This window comes from Flavobacterium nitrogenifigens (assembly GCF_003254565.1).
Taxonomy (GTDB): domain Bacteria; phylum Bacteroidota; class Bacteroidia; order Flavobacteriales; family Flavobacteriaceae; genus Flavobacterium; species Flavobacterium nitrogenifigens.
In genome coordinates, this window is sequence record NZ_QJRI01000149.1 from 1 (window position 1) to 20,343 (window position 20,343).

General features: G+C 36.3%; 15 protein-coding genes. 5 read left to right on the forward strand and 10 right to left on the reverse strand.

Annotated elements, in window-relative coordinates:
• Positions 1–234: 234 nt before the first annotated feature.
• From DM397_RS01195 to aspT, 4 genes are read right to left on the reverse strand one after another with little or no spacing between them, the layout of a single operon-like run.
• Entirely contained in the window at positions 235–1,404 is a 1,170-nt protein-coding gene (locus DM397_RS01195; protein WP_239457763.1) for a porin, read from the reverse strand.
• 43 nt (positions 1,405–1,447) lie between these two features.
• The gene (locus tag DM397_RS01200) at positions 1,448–2,497 is read right to left on the reverse strand and encodes a type II asparaginase (protein WP_111369426.1); all 1,050 of its coding nucleotides are present in this window, start codon (positions 2,495–2,497) and stop codon (positions 1,448–1,450) included.
• A 30-nt stretch (positions 2,498–2,527) separates the two neighbouring features.
• The gene (aspD, locus tag DM397_RS01205; protein WP_111375813.1) at positions 2,528–4,174 is read right to left on the reverse strand and encodes an aspartate 4-decarboxylase; all 1,647 of its coding nucleotides are present in this window, start codon (positions 4,172–4,174) and stop codon (positions 2,528–2,530) included.
• A 38-nt stretch (positions 4,175–4,212) separates the two neighbouring features.
• Positions 4,213–5,907 (reverse strand): aspartate-alanine antiporter, encoded by a 1,695-nt coding sequence (gene aspT / locus DM397_RS01210; protein WP_111375814.1) that lies wholly within the window; start codon positions 5,905–5,907, stop codon positions 4,213–4,215.
• 536 nt (positions 5,908–6,443) lie between these two features.
• Between aspT and DM397_RS01220 the strand changes: the two genes are divergently transcribed.
• Both DM397_RS01220 and DM397_RS01225 read left to right on the forward strand, forming a co-directional pair.
• Positions 6,444–8,063 carry an arylsulfatase gene (locus DM397_RS01220; RefSeq protein WP_111375816.1) on the forward strand — a complete coding sequence of 540 codons (1,620 nt, stop codon included), beginning with the start codon at positions 6,444–6,446 and terminating at the stop codon, positions 8,061–8,063.
• 151 nt (positions 8,064–8,214) lie between these two features.
• A complete protein-coding gene (locus tag DM397_RS01225; RefSeq protein ID WP_111375817.1) occupies positions 8,215–9,237 on the forward strand; it encodes an LLM class flavin-dependent oxidoreductase in 1,023 nt (340 codons plus the stop codon).
• 71 nt (positions 9,238–9,308) lie between these two features.
• Here DM397_RS01225 and DM397_RS01230 read toward each other — a convergent pair whose 3' ends face one another.
• The gene (locus DM397_RS01230) at positions 9,309–10,475 is read right to left on the reverse strand and encodes a chromate transporter (protein ID WP_111375818.1); all 1,167 of its coding nucleotides are present in this window, start codon (positions 10,473–10,475) and stop codon (positions 9,309–9,311) included.
• A gap of 290 nt (positions 10,476–10,765) precedes the next feature.
• Here DM397_RS01230 and DM397_RS01235 point away from each other — a divergent pair, with 290 nt between their 5' ends.
• Positions 10,766–11,746, forward strand: coding sequence for a linear amide C-N hydrolase (locus tag DM397_RS01235; protein WP_111375819.1), 981 nt, complete (start codon positions 10,766–10,768; stop codon positions 11,744–11,746).
• A 277-nt stretch (positions 11,747–12,023) separates the two neighbouring features.
• Here DM397_RS01235 and DM397_RS01240 read toward each other — a convergent pair whose 3' ends face one another.
• Positions 12,024–12,578, reverse strand: coding sequence for a hypothetical protein (locus tag DM397_RS01240; RefSeq protein WP_111375820.1), 555 nt, complete (start codon positions 12,576–12,578; stop codon positions 12,024–12,026).
• Positions 12,575–13,270 (reverse strand): NIPSNAP family protein, encoded by a 696-nt coding sequence (locus DM397_RS01245; protein WP_111375821.1) that lies wholly within the window; start codon positions 13,268–13,270, stop codon positions 12,575–12,577. Before DM397_RS01245 ends, DM397_RS01240 begins: the two co-directional genes overlap by 4 nt.
• Before the next feature lie 127 nt (positions 13,271–13,397).
• Between DM397_RS01245 and DM397_RS01250 the strand changes: the two genes are divergently transcribed.
• Positions 13,398–13,721: a winged helix-turn-helix transcriptional regulator gene (locus DM397_RS01250; protein WP_111375822.1), complete on the forward strand. Its 324-nt coding sequence runs from the start codon at positions 13,398–13,400 to the stop codon at positions 13,719–13,721.
• Positions 13,722–13,824: 103 nt separating this feature from the next.
• Here DM397_RS01250 and DM397_RS01255 read toward each other — a convergent pair whose 3' ends face one another.
• On the reverse strand, positions 13,825–14,616 hold the full coding sequence (locus tag DM397_RS01255) for a polysaccharide lyase (protein ID WP_111375823.1): 792 nt from the start codon (positions 14,614–14,616) through the stop codon (positions 13,825–13,827).
• 474 nt (positions 14,617–15,090) lie between these two features.
• Here DM397_RS01255 and katG point away from each other — a divergent pair, with 474 nt between their 5' ends.
• The gene (gene katG, locus DM397_RS01260) at positions 15,091–17,364 is read left to right on the forward strand and encodes a catalase/peroxidase HPI (RefSeq protein WP_111375824.1); all 2,274 of its coding nucleotides are present in this window, start codon (positions 15,091–15,093) and stop codon (positions 17,362–17,364) included.
• Between the two features lie 93 nt (positions 17,365–17,457).
• Here the strand turns inward: katG and DM397_RS01265 are convergent, their stop codons facing one another.
• Both DM397_RS01265 and DM397_RS01270 read right to left on the reverse strand, forming a co-directional pair.
• Complete coding sequence (locus tag DM397_RS01265) at positions 17,458–19,389, reverse strand: OmpA family protein (protein ID WP_111375825.1); 1,932 nt, start codon at positions 19,387–19,389, stop codon at positions 17,458–17,460.
• An 11-nt stretch (positions 19,390–19,400) separates the two neighbouring features.
• Positions 19,401–20,318, reverse strand: coding sequence for a PorP/SprF family type IX secretion system membrane protein (locus tag DM397_RS01270; protein ID WP_111375826.1), 918 nt, complete (start codon positions 20,316–20,318; stop codon positions 19,401–19,403).
• Between the last annotated feature and the right edge of the window lie 25 nt (positions 20,319–20,343).

The following is a 20,343-nucleotide window of genomic DNA, read 5'->3' on the forward strand; positions in this document are numbered from 1 at the left end:
AGTGATATGCGTATAAATCAATTATTAGTTTGAATTGGCTCCAGCTTTAGCTGGAGTTTAAATAAAAGGAATCGAAATGGCTTTAGCCGAACATGCGTGATTTGGCTAAAGCCTTATTCTTACGATGATTAAAAACCTCCAGCTGAAGCTGGAGGCTACTCATAAAAAAATGCTGGAATAAATCGCGTTTACGATTTGTCCCAGCATTTCCAATTGAGTTAGTTACTTAAATTATTACAATACCACCAAAGGAGAAATTACACCAAGCATAATTCTTCCGCTTGTGGTATTAGATTGTCCTAAATCTGTTTTAGCATAATCGCTGTAATTATAGAATCGCTGCACATAAGTGGCAAAAAACTTTAAATTGAAGTTTTTGATGGGATAAAATTCTACAGTCGGAATAATGCCATATGCAGTACGAATTCGGTTTGAGCTTATAGAAGGATCGGGAATATCTTTCCACGAAGCCTTACTTGTCATTCCGATAATCGTAAGTTTCCATTGTTCATTTAGCGAATATACAGTTCTAAGCCAATGTTCTAGATAATACACATTTTCTGCAGCGTGATCTAAAACAGTATCTGGAATAATAGTACTCACAACTCCAGTTCGATCTAAATCTTCGCTACTCCATTTGAAATCATATTGAAAAAGCCATTTTTTGCTTCGAAACTGATTTCCTAATGCTGTATAATACATATTTACCGGTCTTCCATTTTTTGTGGCTTCCTGAAAAATACTGAAACTGTAAATGGTTTTAAATTTTCCGTCTAAAAAACTTCCATTCCAGTTTCCAACATAAGCGGCAGGAAATTTGGCTTCTTCTACATCTGGTACATTTTGATATAGTTCAGAAAAAGTTTTGGTTCTGGAGTTTAAAATCTGTCCAGAAAAAACATGATTCGCATTTAGTTTCCAATTCACCTGAACTCCAGTTAAAAAGTTATCCGAATTATCCACAATATCATTGTATTGATAAATATCAATCGGATTCATATCAAACTCGTACCCACCCCAGTTTGCTGTCATTTTTCCAATTGCAATACTGGTTCTTTCAGATATTTTATATCCAATAAAAGCCAAGTCAGTAGAACTGCTGATGTTATCTGTTGATTGCGGTTCAGTTTCTTTAGTATATCGGTCTCGAAATCTAAAAAATACTTTGTCCTTATACACTTTTCCTTTTACTTCCAATCTAAATTGGTTTACTTCGAATTTACTGCCAGTGTAATTTCCGTCATCAAAATAGGTGTTAAAACCTACTTGAGTATTGAAAATTAAATCAACATTGTTTAGCAAATCAACTTTGGTTGCTTTTATTAAAGGCGTTTTATGATTTAGGATCGTATCGGTCTGTTTTTCCTGCTGTGCATAAGCACCTGCTGACAGAAAAACGCTCAAAATTATAAAAGTTAAGACACGCATAATTTACAATTTCAATTGATTAATACTCAAAGAAATACTCCTGCAGTTTTTTACTGTCAGTAGTTTGGGTAAGTCCTAACATTAAAAGAATTCTTGCTTTTTGCGGAATTAAATCATCTGCGACTATAGTGCCAAGCTTTTGATCATCGGTCTCATCAAATAAAGTAACTCTTCCAGACGGTACTCTAGAAGCTCTTGCAACAGCAATTCCTTTTTTAACAGCGCTTGCCGCAGCATCGGAGTTTACTTTATTTAGATTTCCGTTACCTAAACCGCCCGTAACGATTCCTTTTACTCCAGAAGCCACATACGCATTTATTGCAGTTGCAGGCGCATCAGCATATAGTTCTACAACAGCCACTTCTGGTAAAGTTGTTAAACCTGTGATATCAAACGGAGTGCTTTTATTAGCTTTTCTTACCGGAGTTTCATAAAGAGAAACTTTTCCGTCATAAACCTGTCCGATTGGACCATTGTTAGGCGCTGTAAATGCATTTAAGTGTGTTGTACTAGTTTTTACGGCACTTCTTCCTGTAAAAATATATTCATTAAATACCAATAAAACACCGCTATGCGCCGCTTGTTTTGAAGCTGCCAGAGTTACTGCATCATATAGATTCTTTGGACCATCTGCACTAATGGCTGTTGCTGGACGCATAGAGCCAGTAATGATTACAGGTTTGTCAGATCTTACGGTTAGTGATAAAAAATAAGCTGTTTCTTCTTGCGTATCGGTTCCGTGTGTGATTACGATTCCGTCGGCTTCGTTATTTTTATAAATTTCGTTGATTCGTTTATTCAGCTTGATCCAAATATCGACAGTCATGTCCTGACTTCCAACATTTGAAATCTGTTCTCCTGAAATTTCTGCAACTTTGTCAATTCCCGGAACGGCAGCAATTAAATCTTTAATTGGCAATTGTCCTGCGGTATAAGCAGAACGATCTGCTGAAGCACCCTGTCCCGCAATTGTTCCTCCTGTTGCCAATATTTTGATTCTAGGTAATTTTTGAGCATAAATACCTGTTACTAATAAAACCGATAATAATAATGTAAATAAATTTTTCATAGATCAAATGTGTTTAATTTCAGATTACTACTATTTTTTTGAGTTTTCCCAGCTGGTTACATATTCCAATAAAATTTTACGGATGTTTTTTCCAAGAATCAGATAACTATCCGTTGGAAGATTGGCAAGAGAAACTCTGATACTCCATTCTGGTCCAGCAAAACCGCCTCCATTTAAAAGTACAATGGCTGTTTTTTCTGCCAAACGGAATAAAACATCAACAGGTTCGAAATTCGTTTTCAGCCAATTGGCAAAATCGTCTCCATAAAAGTGTTTTGCGGCTACCATAACATCAATTTCAGAATAATATCCTGCACGCATTGGGTCTTCAAGAATTGGCACTTCTAGTCCTTCCCATAATAAGCCAAGACGTTTGTGAATAATAGACTGTGTAAGCGTTTTATAAACATCTTGAGTGTCTAATAGACAAAATGCAGAGAAAAGCATCATTTGAAATTGCTGAGGCAAGGATAATCCTGCCGTGTGGTTTAAAGCTACTTGACGGCTATCGGCAACCAATCTGTCAATAAACTTGATTTTTTCTGGCTCTAATGTCAGAGAAGAATAGCGATCGTGTAGTTCTTTTTTAAGTTCGGGACTTAAATTGGCAATTTTTTTATCGAAAATATTGTCTTGATGAACTGCGATTGTTCCAAGTCTCCAGCCTGTACAGCCAAAATATTTTGAGAATGAATATACTGTGATGGTATTTTGCGGAATAATGGCCATTAACGATCTAAAATTATTAACGAAAGTTCCATAAACATCATCCGTAATAATCATCAATCCTGGATTATGATTTTTTACGATATCAGCAATATAATTGAGTGTATCGATACTCATTGCAGAAGATGGCGGATTGCTCGGATTTACCACAAAGGCAACCTTAACTGCTGGATCTTTTAGCTTGTCTAATTCAGAATTTGGATATTGCCAAGTATGGAATCCGTTTTCGCCAACTCCGCTTGCTTCTACGTAAACGACATCAAATTTGTATCGATCTAATTCCGGAATTTCGATATAAGGTGTAAAAGTAGGAGTGAGCAATGCTATTTTATCACCTCTTTCGGTAAGATGGTTTTGCATTAAAGAATCAAAAATATAGCACATCGCTGCAGTTCCTCCTTCAACAGCAAAAATATCATACTTGCCTTTGTCGTTTCCAGTACCGCACATTTCCTGTACTAAATAGTCGTGAACAATAATTTCTATCTGACTTAGCATACGATCAGGAACAGGATAATTAAATCCGATTACAGCTTCTATCCATTCACGAATCCACGCATCACCATCAAAATCGTGTTTGTCTACACCATAATGATATGTTTTTTCTAAAAGCGATGCAGCAGGAGAATCTTTATGTTTCGCTAAAAACGCTTCAAAACGAGAAGCTACTCCGCTTTTGTTCTGTACAATTCCGGCTAAAATGCCTTGTTCTTCCATAACATTGCGACATTCTTCTAATGCAAATTGTCCGAAAAGGAAAAAAGCTTCTCTAGGAACGGTAGCAATCCAGTTTGGGTTTCCTCTTCCTGCATTAAGCGTTATCGCTGTCGATTTAAGCGCGCTTTCTTCTGCCAGATGAATTAATTCATTTTTAATTTCAAATGGACTGAGGGTCTGAAGTGTTTTTTCTACCTCTCTTGATGTTTTTATTTTTGAAATATCAATTGCCATAACTAAAATGTTTTTTAGAGATTATATAAAAAATTCGACTAACTCATGATTAAAATAATGACGACGCCCCATATAATGAGCAGCGTATTACCAACGGCATAGGTTACAGTGTAACCCAATGCAGGGGTTTTGCTCTTTACAGCGTCTTGTAAAGCTCCTAAGGCGGCAGTAGTTGTTCTTGCCCCAGCAGCGCATCCTAAGTTGATGATAGGATGGAATTTGAAAATATACCTTCCGATAAGAAGTCCCAGTATTAACGGAATCGCCGTTGCTGCTGCACCTGCGATAAAAAGTCCCCAACCTGCTTCTTGAAACCCAACAATAAAGCTTGGTCCAGCTGTAATACCCACAACGGCTATAAAAATGTTTAATCCAACATTATTCATAATCCACAAAGCAGGTTCTGGAATTCGTCCAAAAGTTGGGTGCTGACCTCTTAACCATCCGAAGAAAAGTCCAGAAATTAAGGCACCTCCACTGGTACTTAAGCTTATTGGCACTCCGCTAATTTTAACGGTCAATGCACCGAGTAATCCGCCAAGAACTATTCCTAAACCAACAAAAGCCATGTCAGTTGAGTTTGTAGGACGGTCTGGATAACCAATATGCACAGCAACTTGATCTACATCTCGTTTGATGCCCACTAATTCTATCATGTCTCCTTTTTGCATAACCGTATTGGGCAATATAGGCATCTGAATTCCAGCTCTTTTTAATGATCTTATTACAACACCATGCATATATTTTACATGTCGTAAATCAGCAAGGGTTTTTCCTATCACTTCTTTTTTTACGATTAATACACTTAAGACTTCTACTGGAAAATTAAGAAGCTCGATATCCAGCACTTCTTTTTCATTTACAGCGACATAGTTCATCATGTATTCTCTTCTTCCGCCTAGCGCCACAACATCATTTTCTTGAATTACAAATTCTGGAGTAGCATCTATGATTTCTTTTCCTCTTCGGATTCGTTGTATAAACAAACGTCTGCCTTTGCTTTCAAGTTCATTTTCAATCTCTAAAACCGTCTTATTGCAGGCATAAGAGTGTGAAGCAATCTGATAAGCATTGTATATTACGCGATCATAAGCAGAGGCAATGCTTGGATCATCACCAATGGCATCTCCACCAAGCTGAATTTCAAGTTCTTTTGCTTTTTCTACCAAATTGCCTCCTAATAATTTTGGTCCGATAGAAGCCAATAGCCAAGCAGATCCAGCAGTTCCGAAAATATAAGTAACAGCATATGCCACTGGGATTTTATTAATTAATGCCGTTTTCTGATCGGCAGGAATTCCGAGCTGATTGATCGTGTCGGATGCAACACCAATTACAGCAGATATGGTTTGAGAACCCGCAAGCATTCCTGCAGTTAGACCCATATCGTATCCCATAATTTTGCCGATAACATAAGGACATATCAAACATAAAACACAAACAATTGCGGCATAAAGCATTTGAGGAAGTCCATCTTTTTTTAGGCCTCCAAAAAACTGGGGTCCAACGCTATACCCGACAGCGAAAAGAAACATTAGAAAAAATACTGATTTTACGTTGGGAGAAATGACAATATCTAATTGTCCTACTAAGACTCCGACCAGCAAAACACTAGTCACAGTTCCTAAAGAAAAGCTTCCAATTTTAAATTTTCCAATAAAGTAGCCTAAAGATAAGGTTAGAAAAATGGCCAGTTCGGGATAATCTTTTAATGTAGTAATAATCCAATCCATAAGTATTTGTTTTTAGTATAGATTTATTAATAATTGACTATGTAAATCGTAGGAGTAGGAAAAAGATTGGGGAAGTTTTTTTAGAACAGATTTGTTAGGTCTTTCAAAAATATACCATAAAGTGAGAATAATTGCATAAAATGGAAGGTGGACATGTTCCAAATTATAATATGAAACAAGAAAAATTGCAACTTAACATTTTGATAATTAATGATTTTAAATGGAATGTCTTAGGTTTTTAGGAATTTAAGGAAATGAAGAAGAACTAAAAAAAAATATATTGAAGTGAATATTCATAAAATAATGTGAAGGTTTAAGAATTATGTTCCAAGAATGAGCTTTCGAAAAAAAATGTATTCTCGTTTCATATTATAATTTGCAACCAGTTTAAAAAATCTTGCTTCCCTAATAATTGTAATTTTCTCTATCAAAAGAAAAGGGATCTTGTTGTTAAGAAAAGTAGAACGATTAATCATTTCTACTAAAGCTTTTTGTTCAGATTTCAAACAAACCACATTTAATTAAAATTTTAAACCATGAAAAAAAATGCCTTAAAATTAATTTTTGCAGGTCTGTTATGTTGCACTGTCATAGGAAACATAAACGGGCAAACTAAGAAGAAGCCTAACATCATTATGGTAATTTCAGATGATACTGGTTGGGGAGATTTAGGAGTTTATGGTGGAGGAGTCGGACGTGGAATGCCAACACCAAATCTAGACAAAATGGCAAAAGAAGGTATGCAGTTTTGGTCCTTTTACGGACAACCAAGCTGTACGCCTGGAAGAGCTGCCATGATTACTGGCCGTATTCCTAATAGAAGCGGTATGACTACAGTTGCTTTTCAAGGTCAGGGAGGCGGACTTCCTGCAGCTGAATGGACATTGGCATCTGTACTTAAAAAAGCAAATTATAAAACCTACTTTTCAGGAAAATGGCACCTAGGAGAGGCAGATTATGCTATGCCAATTGCTCATGGTTTTGATAAAATGCAAAATGTAGTATTGTACCACTTGAATGCTTACACTTATTGCTTTCCTTCTTGGAATCCGGATATGGCACCTGAGATTAGCGACTACATAAAAAAAGCGACTAAAGGAATTTTAGAAGGAGAAGCAGGAAAACCAGCAAGAGAAGTAAGTCCGGTAACTGAAGAAAATATTGCAGAACTGGATATGAATATGGTTGACAATAATTTAAAACAGCTGGATGAATATGGCAAATCTAAAGATCCATTTTTTATGTGTATCAATTTTGCTAAAAATCACCAGCCAAACTTGCCTTCTAAACAGTTTGCTGGAAAATCTCCTGCAAAAAGTAAATATGGCGATGCTGTTGTAGAAATGGATTATAATGTTGGACGAATTATGGATAAAATCCGTCAGCTTGGAATTGCAGATAATACAATCGTAATTTATACTGTTGACAATGGAGCTTGGCAAGATGTACATCCAGATGCTGGTTATACGCCGTTTAGAGGTTCTAAAGGAACAGATCGTGAAGGAGGAAGCAGAGTTCCTGCAATTGCATGGTGGCCAGGCCAGATTGAAGCAGGAAGTGTAAGTCATGATATTGTGGGTGGTTTAGATTTAATGGCAACATTTGCAGCTTTGGCTGGAGTTGAATTGCCTAAAAATGATAGAGAAGGAAAACCTATCATTTTTGATAGCTATGACATGTCAAATGTTTTGTTTAAAAAGGGAAAACCGCTTCGTGACAGATGGTTTTATTTTACAGAAAACGAATTATCTCCTGGAGCTGTACGTATAGGGAAATGGAAAGCAGTATTTAATACACGCGGAGATAATGGCGCGCAAGCAGGAAGCGATACACCAGGACAGCAATTGGGCTGGAGAGGTGACCAGACTTATGTAGCAACTGTTCCTGCTGTTTACGATTTATGGCAAGATCCGCAAGAGCGCTATGACCTTTTCATGAATAGCTTTACAGAAAAAACATGGACAATGGTAATTTTTGACCAAGTTACTCTTGAACTGATGAAAACGTATGCTACAACTCCGCCAAGACCACAGCAAAGTGGTTCTTATGGAGGGCCAATGGAAATTGGTAAGTATAGAACTATTGAGCAAGCTAAGCAATTGTTGAACAGTAAAGAATTGTCACTTCCGCCTTTAAGCGTCGATCCTAAACAATAAAATTTTTAAAAAATTAAAAATTAAAAGGCAATATTACCTGCTTTAATAATTTTATAGATAAGCAAAACCATGTACTTTTCAAGAAAAGACATGGTTTTCTTTTTTTATTAGTTATGCGTATATTTGAGAGAATAAAAAATTAAAAGCCATTATGAAGAAAATAGGATTTTTATCATTTGGGCATTGGTCTAATCATCCATCATACAAAACTCGTACAGCAGCAGATACCTTGTTGCAATCTATCGATTTGGCAGTTGCGGCTGAAGAAATAGGAATAGATGGCGCTTATTTTCGTGTGCATCATTTTGCACAGCAGTTGGCTTCACCTTTTCCTCTGCTTTCGGCTGTAGGCGCTAAGACTAGCAAAATAGAAATCGGAACAGGAGTAATCGATATGCGATACAAAAATCCAATGTATATGGTTGAAGATGCCGGAGCTGCCGATTTGATATCAGAAGGACGTTTGCAACTCGGAATAAGCAGAGGATCGCCAGAACAAGTTATCGATGGCTGGCGTTATTTTGGCTACGAACCAGATGCAGGTGAAACCGATGCCGATATGGGGCGTAAAAAAGCTTTAGAATTTTTGGATAAATTGAGTGGAGAAGGATTTGCAGAACCAAATCCGTATCCGATGTTTCCAAACCCGCCTGGATTGTTGCGCATTGAACCGCATTCTGAAGGATTAAGAGAAAGAATCTGGTGGGGAGCCGCGTCAAACGCCACGGCAATTTGGGCAGCCGAAAATGGTATGCATCTTCAGAGTTCTACACTTAAATATGACGAAAATGGCAAGCCGTTTCATGTTCAGCAGGCAGAACAGATAAGATTATATAAAGAAGCTTGGAAAAAAGCAGGACATCAGCGCGAAGCGAGAGTATCGGTTAGCCGTTCGATTTTTGCACTAGTTAATGATCAGGATAAATATTATTTTGGCGGACAAGCAAAAGGCAATGATAGCTTTGGTTATATTGAACAAGACAAAAGAGCTATTTTCGGTAAAAGCTACACGGCTGAACCCGATAAACTCATTGAAGAGTTAGCTCAAGATGAAGCGATTCAGGAAGCCGATACTTTGTTGTTGACTATTCCGAATACTTTAGGTGTTGATTATAACATACACATTCTATCCTCTATATTAGAACACGTTGCACCTGCATTGGGTTGGCGATGAGTTTTTATAAAGAAAGAAAAGCCCTCTGTTGATGAAACGAGGGTTTTTTTTTTATTGAATTTTTGTATCTATTAAAAAGATAATTTAATCAACACACCTAAGACTGCAGCAATTAAAATAATATACGGTTCTTGAATTTTTTTGATATAAATTAAAGAAAGAATGCTTGCTAGAGCTATCAGTATTGTTGAAACATCTACAATGCTTCTTTTGGCAATAATGATGACAGAACCAACTAAAGCTCCTACTACAGCAGCCGTTATTCCTTCAACAAATGCTTTGACAGGTTTGTTGTTTACAATTTTCTTAAAGAATGGCGCCAAGGCAATGGTAAAAAGATAGCAAGGCAAAAATGTGGCTAAAGCGGCAGTTATTGCGCCTAAAACGCCATTTACCAAATACCCTATAAAACCAACCGTTATTACGACAGGGCCAGGCGTTATCATGGCTATGGCAACCGAATCTAGAAACTGCTGTTCTGTGAGCCACTTATTTTCAACAACTACTCCCGAATGTAAAAAAGGAACGATTGCAAGACCGCTACCAAATACAAAAGCGCCCGCTTTAGTAAAGAATATGGCAATTTTCATTAAGGTTGAACTTTCATAATTCCAAAAGCCAGACGAAATAAGAATTAAGACATTTGTGGTTTTGGCAATCTTAAAATACGGACGAGCCTTTATCAGCATGTAAACAAGTCCTGCGGCTACAAATAATAAAATATGCTCTTTTTCTGTGATGTAAGTTATTACGATGACCGAGGTAAAGAAAAGCCATAGAATCCATTTTTCTTTAAAAGAACTCAGATTCAATTTTCCGATGGATTTTATAGTGAGTTTATAAGAACTCAAAGTAATGATTCCGATAACGGCAGCACTGACACCATAAAAAATGGACTGAATCCATACCAGTCCGCCATAAGCTTGGTAGATTATTCCGAGGAGTAAAACCATAAGAAATGACGGAGTAATAAAGGCAAAACCTGCTAAAGTAGCCCCAAGAATATTATAATGAACATAACCTACATATATTCCAAGCTGTGCCGCTAAAGGACCTGGAGCCAATTGAGCCAATGCTAAACCTTCTTTGTATTCTTCATCAGAAATCCATTTTTTGTTTTCTACCAAATCTTTGTACATATAACCCACGAGTGCAACTGGTCCTCCAAAACCAATTGTGCCAAGTTTTAAAAAATAGAGTATTAATTCTCTTAAGGTATATTTCGGTTTTTCATTCATATTGAGATTCTTTTAAAACAGCTCTTTATTTAATTATAAAACAAAACTACAATGAAAGTGCCCCTTTAAATAGAATCTTATTTACCTTTTGTATGCAGATTACTTTTTATTGTTTTTTTTCTAGCATTGACATAAAAAAAGGTTTCACTTTATAATTTGGAACCTGTTTAGTTGTGGATTCACTTTTTATGTTTTTTAACTGTGTTAATTTTAAAACTTCATCAATGTAAATAAAAGAAGTATTAAGGATTTGGAATCTTATTTGTGTAATTATATATAATAATAAACTTATGTGTACTAGAATACTTTATCATGGCTTAGACGAATTAATATTAACCGCTAGATCAATGGATTGGAGTTCTGATCTTCATACAAATCTTTGGCAGTTGCCCAGAGGTATTAAGAGAACAGGAGAAGAAGGTTCACAATCTATTAAATGGACTTCAAAATATGGAAGTGTTATATCAGCAGTGTATGATATGGCAGCAACTGACGGAATGAACGAAAAAGGATTGGTAGCAAATTTATTATGGCTCTCAGAATCAAGGTATCCCGATTGGGATGGTAAAAAATTAAAGCTAACTATGGCAGGATGGGTGCAGTATGTTTTAGATAATTTTGCGACTGTTAATGAAGCTGTAATTGAATTACAAAAAGAGCCTTTTGTGCTTACGACCGGTGCAATGCCCGGAGAAGGACCAAAGGCGACTCTGCATTTATCGATCTCGGATATTACAGGAGATAATGCAATTTTTGAATATATCAACGGAGAATTAGTGATTCATCATAGTCCAAAATATACCGTTATGACTAACTCTCCAATATTTGAAAAGCAACTTGCATTAAATGAGTATTGGGATTCTATAGGCGGGCTTACAATGCTGCCAGGTACCAATCGTGCAGCAGACCGTTTTGTGAGGGCTTCTTTTTATAGTAGTATTTTGCCAAAAACTAAAGAAGCTTCTACTGCAGTAGCAGCCCTCTTAAGTGTAATACGAAATTGTTCTGTACCGCTGGGTATATCGACTGCAGATCAGCCGAACATTTCTTCTACTTTATGGAGAACAATATCTGATCAAAAAAACTTAGTTTATTATTTTGAGTCTTCTCAAACACCTAATACTTTTTGGGTAGACTTTAAAAAAGTTGATTTTTCTGTAGGTGCTCATGCCAAGAGACTTAATCTAACAAATAATGAAGTATATGCAGGTAATACTACTGAATCATTTGTAGAATGTGAACCTTATAAAATTAAAGGAAGTCCAAAGTAGATTTACAATTAGGAATCAATATTAAACGAAAGAAAAAGGGTAATAGTGTCTTTTTGCGTTTTAGAATTAGAAAAGCTGGCTATTCTTAGAGTAGTTGCCTTTTCAATCGTTAGCTCAGATTTGTAATCTGTGCCCGCAAAGATTGGATTGGACACAATGCAAATCAAAGAATTTCAACTGTGTTTAATCATGCCTCTCCATTCCCTTGTTCTTTCTGCTGTAATTTTTTGAGTTTAACTTTTAATGGATCATCTTCAGCTAAATAAATTAAAAACAATTACTCTGCGTTTTCAAATTTTGACATATACATGTACCAATTCCATTCCCAAGAATTTCCATTGTCTTCAGAGAATGCTTGGCTCCAAACGGGATTGTTCCTATCTCTTGCATCCCAACGAAAAATCACTAGAATATCCTTTCCATTAAAAATATCCTTAGTAATGAAATGGCCAACATTATTTTCAAAAGAACCCAATACAGGCTCGTCTAATTTTCCTTCATTAGAATCTGCCCAATAAATGCTCCATAATTTGGTCTTAGGATTAAATAATCTGACGGTCATTCCCTCAAATGGTTGCCCATCAAAATTGGCTAGAAAATTATCAATATTGCCAATTCCATTGAGTACTTTATACATTTCTTGAGTTGACTCAAATTCGGTCCATTCTGTGCAATTGGATAATCTGGAATTAAGTTTTCTGTTATGGAGTTTCCACTTTCCTTGAAAAAAGTCAAAATCATCTTTGGAAGAAGTAGGAGAAGGTTCAATTATTAAGGCTCCATTTGCATCAAAATTTATTTTCGGTATTTCTAAGTCTTCAGTTGGTATCATTTTTCAGCTTTTTTGTTTAAAAGTAGTAATTGATTATGAATAGTTATCAATGATTGCATCGAAAATTTTAATGCAGATGACATACCATCAATTTCTTTTTGCTTTATTTGATATTCAGTTTTATCTGTATAATGCGTAATTGTTACCAAAAGGTTTTTATCTTGAAAAACAGGAAGTCTAGGAAAATCATTTTCGGTCATTTCACTAACCCATAAAGAAAAATCAGTAATATTTAAAGTTTTTAGAAACGGTATATACTCTTCGTCAAATAACGTACTAACTTTTTCAATTGTGTTGTTGCAAATGTAAAAATCAACAACCGTATAAGGCTTGTCAGTTTTAAGAGCTTTATTTTTATAGAAAGGCTTGAGCAAATAAACATTGTCAGAGTTTATCATCATTTCATTTGCTTCTCTTCCATGTTTTTTCCACGTATCGCTTTCGCAGTAAAACTCATTGAGAAATTTTACTCTTGTTTTCATATCCTTAAAACCGCGAAACCAGACAAATCTATCGTTGACAGAATCGATTTTAAATTCTCCTAAAGTGTATCCGCCCAATTCATTCATTGGATTGACAAATTTGGAGTGAAAATAATCGCTGAATGTATCGGCTAAATTTGGTTTGAGCAAATAATTTCGAATTTCCAACACATTAATATCTTCTGAGTATTCTTGTTTAGTATAAGCCATATTATTTTCCTTTAAAAAGATATGCAAAGTAAATTAATTGATATCTTTATGGCAAGTAGGTACAATTTTGTAATCTACATACTAAAAGTATAGTTATGCTGATTATCAGTAATTTAAAAATGAAAAAATGACAAAAAAAGATAAATCTGCTTATTGTCCTGTTGATTATGCTTTTCAAAGAATTGGTGGCAAATACAAGGGAAGAATTTTATGGTATTTAAAAGACGGCATAATGCGATATGGCGAATTGAAAAGAATTGTAGAAGGAATAACTCCAAAAATGCTTACTCAAACGCTTCGGGAGTTAGAATCTGATGAATTGATTAGAAGAAAAGTTTATAAGGAAGTTCCGCCACGTGTAGAATATCGACTTTCTGAAACGGGAAAAGAACTAGTACCGTTTATTGATCAAATGAGAATCTGGGGAGAAAAACAAATGGCTTTAGATTAATTTTTTAAATAACAACTTCGATGTTTTTACTGGTAATGATAAAAAGCATCGAAGTTGTATGGTTTATTTTTTTCGGTCCAAATTGCATTTTAAAGTTTATAGATTATAGAGCATCCCAAGAAGCGCTCGGATAATAAATAGAACTTGTTACCGGAGCTGTCCAGTAGTCTTGGCTTCCACCACGGAAAGTGTGAAGACTTACAGCATTTACATTTCGCTTAGAATCGTTAGTTACCCAGCGAATTTTTTCGTTCAATATTTCTGTACCATTTACATAATATTTTACATATCCATCTGTATTTGATCCAGTATTTAACTTCACAGATATTTGGCAGTTATAAGTCACACCTTCTTGAATATAGTATTTTTTGCCAAAATCGTTTCCATATTGTCCAGGCTGATCTCTGTAATATACATAAGGCTGAAGATAAGCGCCACTTCCTTTAGCAGTGTTTGATCCATTTGGACAATACCACATAAATCTAGCACTTCCGCCATTTCCATCCCATGCAGCATCGCCACCTGTGTTTTGGTCACCAATTAAGATTCCATATCCGCATTTTCCGCCTCGACTCCAATAGAATCCGTTATTAAATTTCATTTGGAACCAAACTGTATAAACGCCAGTTGACCAAACACCATACGATGTACATAAACCACCAGGGCAAGATAATGTATTGGTTTGCAATGTGATGGTTCTTGCTCCAGCTGTACCTTTTGCCGTTGTGTTGCTTTCAAGTGCCGAATTAGATCCGAGAGTATCTTTACTTGCAATTTGTTGTGCTTCTTTTTTAGCGGTTTGGGGTACATTTGCGTCTTCTTGTTCTTTTTCGCAACAAACAAATACTAATGCCATGGTAAATAGCACACTGGTTAATTTTAAGAAATTCTTCATTTTTTAAATTTTAAGGTTAGTAAACAATTAGTTAGTAATAATAGATAGTAGATTACGGTATTTGGAACCGAAAGTGTAAAGTTGGATAATAATAATTTTGGAGGGGTGTAATAAAGTACGTTTTTACGTACACAGAAATACAGGCTATATTTTTAGAAGAATTCTGAACGTTATTTTTTAGTGAAATGTCTAGGCGAAGTACCGTATTTATTCTAAATAGCTGTACTATAAAAATTTATATAAATAAAAAGATTCTTTTTATTAAATTTATTGTAGTTAAAACCTCATATTGAAAAATGTGATTTAATCAATAAAAGACATTTTTTGTAAAACTACCTGAGTTATAAGGATTTTAAATGCGAGAAATGTTTGTGAATAGATTTTGTCTATTTCGGAAGAAGTATTTACGATCTACAGCCCTAATTTTCTCTTTCATTAGTTTGTAATTTAGTCAAAAATAAAAATTTTTCAACTATGGATAATCAATCAAATGACATTAGCAAATGCCCTTTTCATAATGGGAGCATGGACAAGCAAGCAGCTTCAGGCACAAAGAATCGTGACTGGTGGCCTAAACAGTTAAAGGTAAATATCCTAAGACAAAATTCGGCATTGTCGAATCCGCTGGATACCGATTTTAATTATGCGGAAGCATTTAAAAGTCTTGATCTTGAAGCGGTGAAGAAAGATTTGCATGCTCTTATGACTGATTCACAAGATTGGTGGCCTGCTGATTTTGGTCACTATGGCGGACTTTTCATACGTATGGCATGGCACAGCGCGGGTACTTATAGAGTGCATGACGGTCGAGGAGGAGCTGGAGCTGGACAGCAGCGATTTGCACCACTTAACAGCTGGCCTGATAATGTGAGTCTCGATAAAGCAAGAAGGTTGCTGTGGCCAATAAAACAAAAGTACGGACAGAAAATCTCATGGGCCGATTTGCTAATCTTAACTGGAAATGTTGCTCTTGAATCAATGGGCTTTAAAACATTTGGTTTTGCAGGAGGACGTGCCGATGTATGGGAAGCAGACGAGTCTGTATATTGGGGATCTGAAACCACATGGCTAGGAGGTGATGAGCGTTATAAAGAGGGATCTGAAGGAATTCCAAAAGATCATGGTGTTGTGTCATCAGATGACGATGCAAATGGAAATATTCATAGTAGAAATCTTGAAAAACCTCTCGCAGCTGTGCAAATGGGGCTTATATATGTAAATCCGGAGGGGCCAGACGGAAATCCTGACCCAATTGCAGCAGCCAAAGATATTAGAGATACTTTTGGACGTATGGCAATGGATGATGAAGAAACAGTGGCATTAATTGCTGGTGGACATACTTTTGGTAAAACTCATGGAGCAGCTTCTTCTGATCATGTGGGTGCTGAGCCCGAAGCGGCTGGTTTAGAATTGCAAGGTTTAGGCTGGCAGAATGGTTATGGTTCAGGAAAAGGGCCAGACGCTATTACAAGTGGTCTTGAAGTGACTTGGACAAAAACGCCAACACAGTGGAGCAACAACTTTTTCGAAAACCTGTTTGCTTATGAATGGGAACTTTCTAAAAGTCCAGCAGGAGCACATCAATGGGTAGCAAAAAATGCTGAGGCAATTATTCCTGATGCTTTTGACCCTAACAAAAAGCATTTGCCAACAATGCTTACTACCGATTTGTCATTAAGACTAGATCCAGCTTATGAGAAAATCTCTCGCCGATTTTTAGAAAATCCAGATGAATTTGCAGATGCTTTTGCTAGAGCATGGTTTAAACTAACGCATCGTGATATGGGACCACGTGCTCTTTATCTTGGTTCTGAAGTGCCTGCGGAAGAATTGTTATGGCAAGACCCTATTCCTGCAGTAAATCACGCACTTATTAATGATCAGGATATAGCACAGCTGAAAGAAAAAATATTAAATTCTGGTTTAAGCATTTCCCAATTAGTTTCAACAGCATGGGCTTCGGCTTCTACCTTTAGAGGATCAGATAAACGAGGTGGTGCAAACGGTGGACGCATAAGACTTGCACCGCAAAAAGACTGGGAAGCAAATAATCCAGCTGCACTTAAAGTGGTTTTAGATAAGTTAGCAGCCATTCAAAAAGAGTTTAATGATGCGCAGAATGGAAAAAAAGTTTCATTGGCAGATTTAATTGTGCTTGGTGGTTCTGCTGCTGTCGAAAAAGCTGCTATAGACGCTGGAGCTTCAGCAGCTGTACCTTTTTCACCTGGACGTATGGATGCATCTGCAGAACAGACAGATGTAGAATCATTTGGATATTTGGAACCAAAAGCGGACGGTTTTAGAAATTACAGAAAAACAAAATCATCTGTTTTAACAGAAGAACTTCTTATTGATAAAGCAAATTTATTGACTCTTACTGCACCAGAATTAACTGTGCTTTTAGGAGGGCTTCGTGTTTTGGACATTAACACGGATGGAAGCAAAAATGGCGTTTTTACCACTAGACCAGGCCGATTGACAAATGATTTCTTTGTAAATCTGTTAGATATGAACACAAAGTGGCAATCAGTTTCTAATGATCAAGAGCTTTATGCAGGAAACGACAGAAGAACTGGACAGCCTAAATGGATAGGAACACGTGCCGATCTTGTTTTTGGTTCTAATTCAGAATTGAGAGCAATTGCAGAAGTATATGCAGCTGCCGATGCACATGAAAAGTTTGTACAAGATTTTATTGCGGTATGGACTAAAGTAATGAATCTGGATAGATTTGACTTGAAAGCTTAATGCAGCCGAAAGGTATAAACTAAAAAAGACGCCGTCATGGCGTCTTTTTTTGTATGGTAGAGGAGTGAGAAATGATCGAAAAAAGATAAAAAACTATAAACCTGTTATTATAAACTCACTTCTGCGATTCATTTGATGCTGTTCTTCTGAACAGTCTACACCATCTGAACAATCGTTTACCAATTGAGTTTCTCCATAACCTCTGGCGGTTAAACGATTTTTAGCCACGCCGTTTTTAATGAGCCAGTTTAAGGTGGCTTTTGCTCGCTGGTCAGATAATTTTAGATTATACTGGTTTGATGCTCTGCTGTCGGTGTGGGAACGAATATCGAGTTTCATAGTTGGATGCTGGTTTAAGACATCTAATATTTTTTCCAAATCTATGGCTGCTTCAGTGCGAATGTTGTACTTGTCCAAATCAAAATAAATCATTTTAATGCCAAAACATTTCCCTAAATCGTCTCCAATTGTAACCTTACAGATTGATTTATCTAATGCAATAGGCAGATGAGTTTGTCCAGAAACTTTACCAATTGTTACCATTTCTTCTTTTGTTTCATATTCTATTTTTTGAGCACGTACCATGTAAGTTTTGCCGCATTCTACAGAAAAAGTGTACTCTCCTTTAGAATTGGAAACACTCGATTTTATAATTTTTTGATTTTCATACAAAGTCAATTCGGTTTCTGGCAATATCGCACTGCTTTGAGAATCGGTTACGATGCCGTTTAATTCTTGTAAACACTTTAGTGCGCGTGTTTCCATAAATTTATAAATATCATCAGAACCTTGCCCTCCATCTTTATTGGAACTAAAATAGCCTTGTTTTGAAAAGGGGTCAATGGTATAAGCAAAATCATCTTTTGGTGAATTAATATCACTTCCAAGATTCTGAATATCATTAATACTTCCGTTAGATTGCATTTGTCCCACAAAAACATCTAGACCACCAAGTCCGGGATGACCATCTGAGGCAAAGTAAATTTCGTTTTCGCTGGTGATGTACGGAAAGGTTTCTTTGCCTTCCGTATTAATTGGCGTGCCGAGATTCTCAGGAGACCCGAAACTATTGTTGCCTTTAATGCTTACTTTATAAATATCCGACTGTCCAATAGTGCCAGGCATATCTGATGCAAAATACAAGGTTTTCTCGTCAGGGCTTAGGGCAGGGTGAGCTGTGCTGTAATTATCGCTTGTAAAGGGGAGCGCAATAATGTTGCTGAATTTTTCATTATCAACATCGGCCTTGTAAATTTTTACAAGTGTAATTTCATTATCATCTTTTCCTTTTTTGCCATTGACAAAGTTATTTCGAGAAAAATATGCTGTTTTTCCATCTTTAGTAAATACAATTGATGACTCGTGAAAACGGCTATTCAGCAGTGATTTAATTTTATTTGCTTTCGATGTTGCGCTGGTTGTTGGATCAATGTCTGCATTGTAGATATTGGTAAAATATTCCCCCGTCCATTTGTGTTTTCTCTGCGTAAAATTTCCAGTATCTCTAGCCGAAGCAAAGTATATTTTATTTTTAAAAACAAAACTTCCATAATCGGAGTATTTAGAATTGATACCAGCATCTTCAATTTTATAGCGTCCAGAATTGGCTTTTATCTGCTCCAGATAGTTGGGATTTTCTTTGTAAAGCTTTGCTCTGGAATCGGTTTTATACTTGTCGCTGAATTCATTTAAGATTGCAGTGGCTTTATCGTTTTGTCCAGCTGACTTTAAAGATTGTGCATATCTGTAATAGTATTCGGCTTCGGGAGCTGGATTAAGAGCAAAAAGTTCGCCGTACCATTTAGAGGCTGCTTCGAATTCTGAATTGAAGTAATATGAGTTGCCAAGTTTTTTAAAGAGATCTTCAGATTTGTATCCTTTATCAGCCAATCTTTCATACGTTTTGATTGCATCTATATAAGCATAACCATCGTATTTTTTATCACCCGATTTCACTTTTGATTCTTGTGCATAACCGCAAAAAATATTTAGAATTATTAAGCAGAGAAGTCTATACTTTTTCATAGCAGTTTTTTTTAGAAGAAACGCGGAGTGGTCATTTTAGCATTGTTTTTGAAGAATTCATAACGCAGAAATATCTCATGTGATCCTGAATTGTAATTATTCAGGTTTGAGGTTTCGCGGTCGTATCCATAGCCCAAGTAGAGCCCGTCTGTAATTTGAAAACCCACCATAGCACTTAATGAAGCACTCCATCTGTAGGCAACGCCAACGACAAAACGGTCGATAAACATAAAATTGGCAGAGATATCGACTTGAAGCGGTGCTCCTTCGACCATTTTAGCCAATACAGCAGGTTTAAACTTGTAATATTGGTATTTATCTAGGTTAAAAACATAACCTCCCATTAAATAGTAGGTAATTTTGTCTTTATAAATAGCCACGTCATTATCATCGTATCGGTTGGTTTCGATAAAATTAGGAACCGAGAATCCGATGTAAGCTTTGTCTGAATGCCAGTAAACGCCTGCGCCCACATTTGGAGAAAATTTATTGTCTAAATCTTGAAACTGAGGATCTCCCTGGTCTTCAGGATTCAGCTGGTTGACATCTAGATTAAAAATATTGGCTGTTCCTTTAACCCCAAAAGAAAGCTTAAAATCTGCTGAAGTCTGTATAGTGTAAGATACATCTGCCGATATGTTGTTCTCATTTGTGGGGCCAATTTTATCATTCACTAAAGAAAGGCCGAGACCAAGCCTGCTGTTGTTAATTGGTGTATTTATAGAGAAACTGCTAGTTTCAGGCGCTCCGTCTAAACCTACCCATTGAGTCCTGTATAGTCCAAAAAGGCTCAAAGCTCCTCGCGATCCTGCATAAGCTGGATTGATATTGATGGTGTTATACATATATTGTGTATACTGCGCATCCTGTTGTGCATAACCTGTAAAGGTTATAGACATAATGCTGAAAAAGAGTAGTTTTATTTTCATAACAGAATATTTATGATTACTGTTT

Bases quoted from the DNA above. Each gene is read 5' to 3' on its own strand.
- DM397_RS01200 (WP_111369426.1), bottom strand. From the start codon at position 2,497: ATGAAAAATTTATTTACATTATTATTATCGGTTTTATTAGTAACAGGT.
- aspD (WP_111375813.1), bottom strand. From the start codon at position 4,174: ATGGCAATTGATATTTCAAAAATAAAAACATCAAGAGAGGTAGAAAAA.
- aspT (WP_111375814.1), bottom strand. From the start codon at position 5,907: ATGGATTGGATTATTACTACATTAAAAGATTATCCCGAACTGGCCATT.
- DM397_RS01220 (WP_111375816.1), top strand. From the start codon at position 6,444: ATGAAAAAAAATGCCTTAAAATTAATTTTTGCAGGTCTGTTATGTTGC.
- DM397_RS01225 (WP_111375817.1), top strand. From the start codon at position 8,215: ATGAAGAAAATAGGATTTTTATCATTTGGGCATTGGTCTAATCATCCA.
- DM397_RS01230 (WP_111375818.1), bottom strand. From the start codon at position 10,475: ATGAATGAAAAACCGAAATATACCTTAAGAGAATTAATACTCTATTTT.
- DM397_RS01235 (WP_111375819.1), top strand. From the start codon at position 10,766: ATGTGTACTAGAATACTTTATCATGGCTTAGACGAATTAATATTAACC.
- DM397_RS01240 (WP_111375820.1), bottom strand. From the start codon at position 12,578: ATGATACCAACTGAAGACTTAGAAATACCGAAAATAAATTTTGATGCA.
- DM397_RS01245 (WP_111375821.1), bottom strand. From the start codon at position 13,270: ATGGCTTATACTAAACAAGAATACTCAGAAGATATTAATGTGTTGGAA.
- DM397_RS01250 (WP_111375822.1), top strand. From the start codon at position 13,398: ATGACAAAAAAAGATAAATCTGCTTATTGTCCTGTTGATTATGCTTTT.
- DM397_RS01255 (WP_111375823.1), bottom strand. From the start codon at position 14,616: ATGAAGAATTTCTTAAAATTAACCAGTGTGCTATTTACCATGGCATTA.
- katG (WP_111375824.1), top strand. From the start codon at position 15,091: ATGGATAATCAATCAAATGACATTAGCAAATGCCCTTTTCATAATGGG.
- DM397_RS01265 (WP_111375825.1), bottom strand. From the start codon at position 19,389: ATGAAAAAGTATAGACTTCTCTGCTTAATAATTCTAAATATTTTTTGC.
- DM397_RS01270 (WP_111375826.1), bottom strand. From the start codon at position 20,318: ATGAAAATAAAACTACTCTTTTTCAGCATTATGTCTATAACCTTTACA.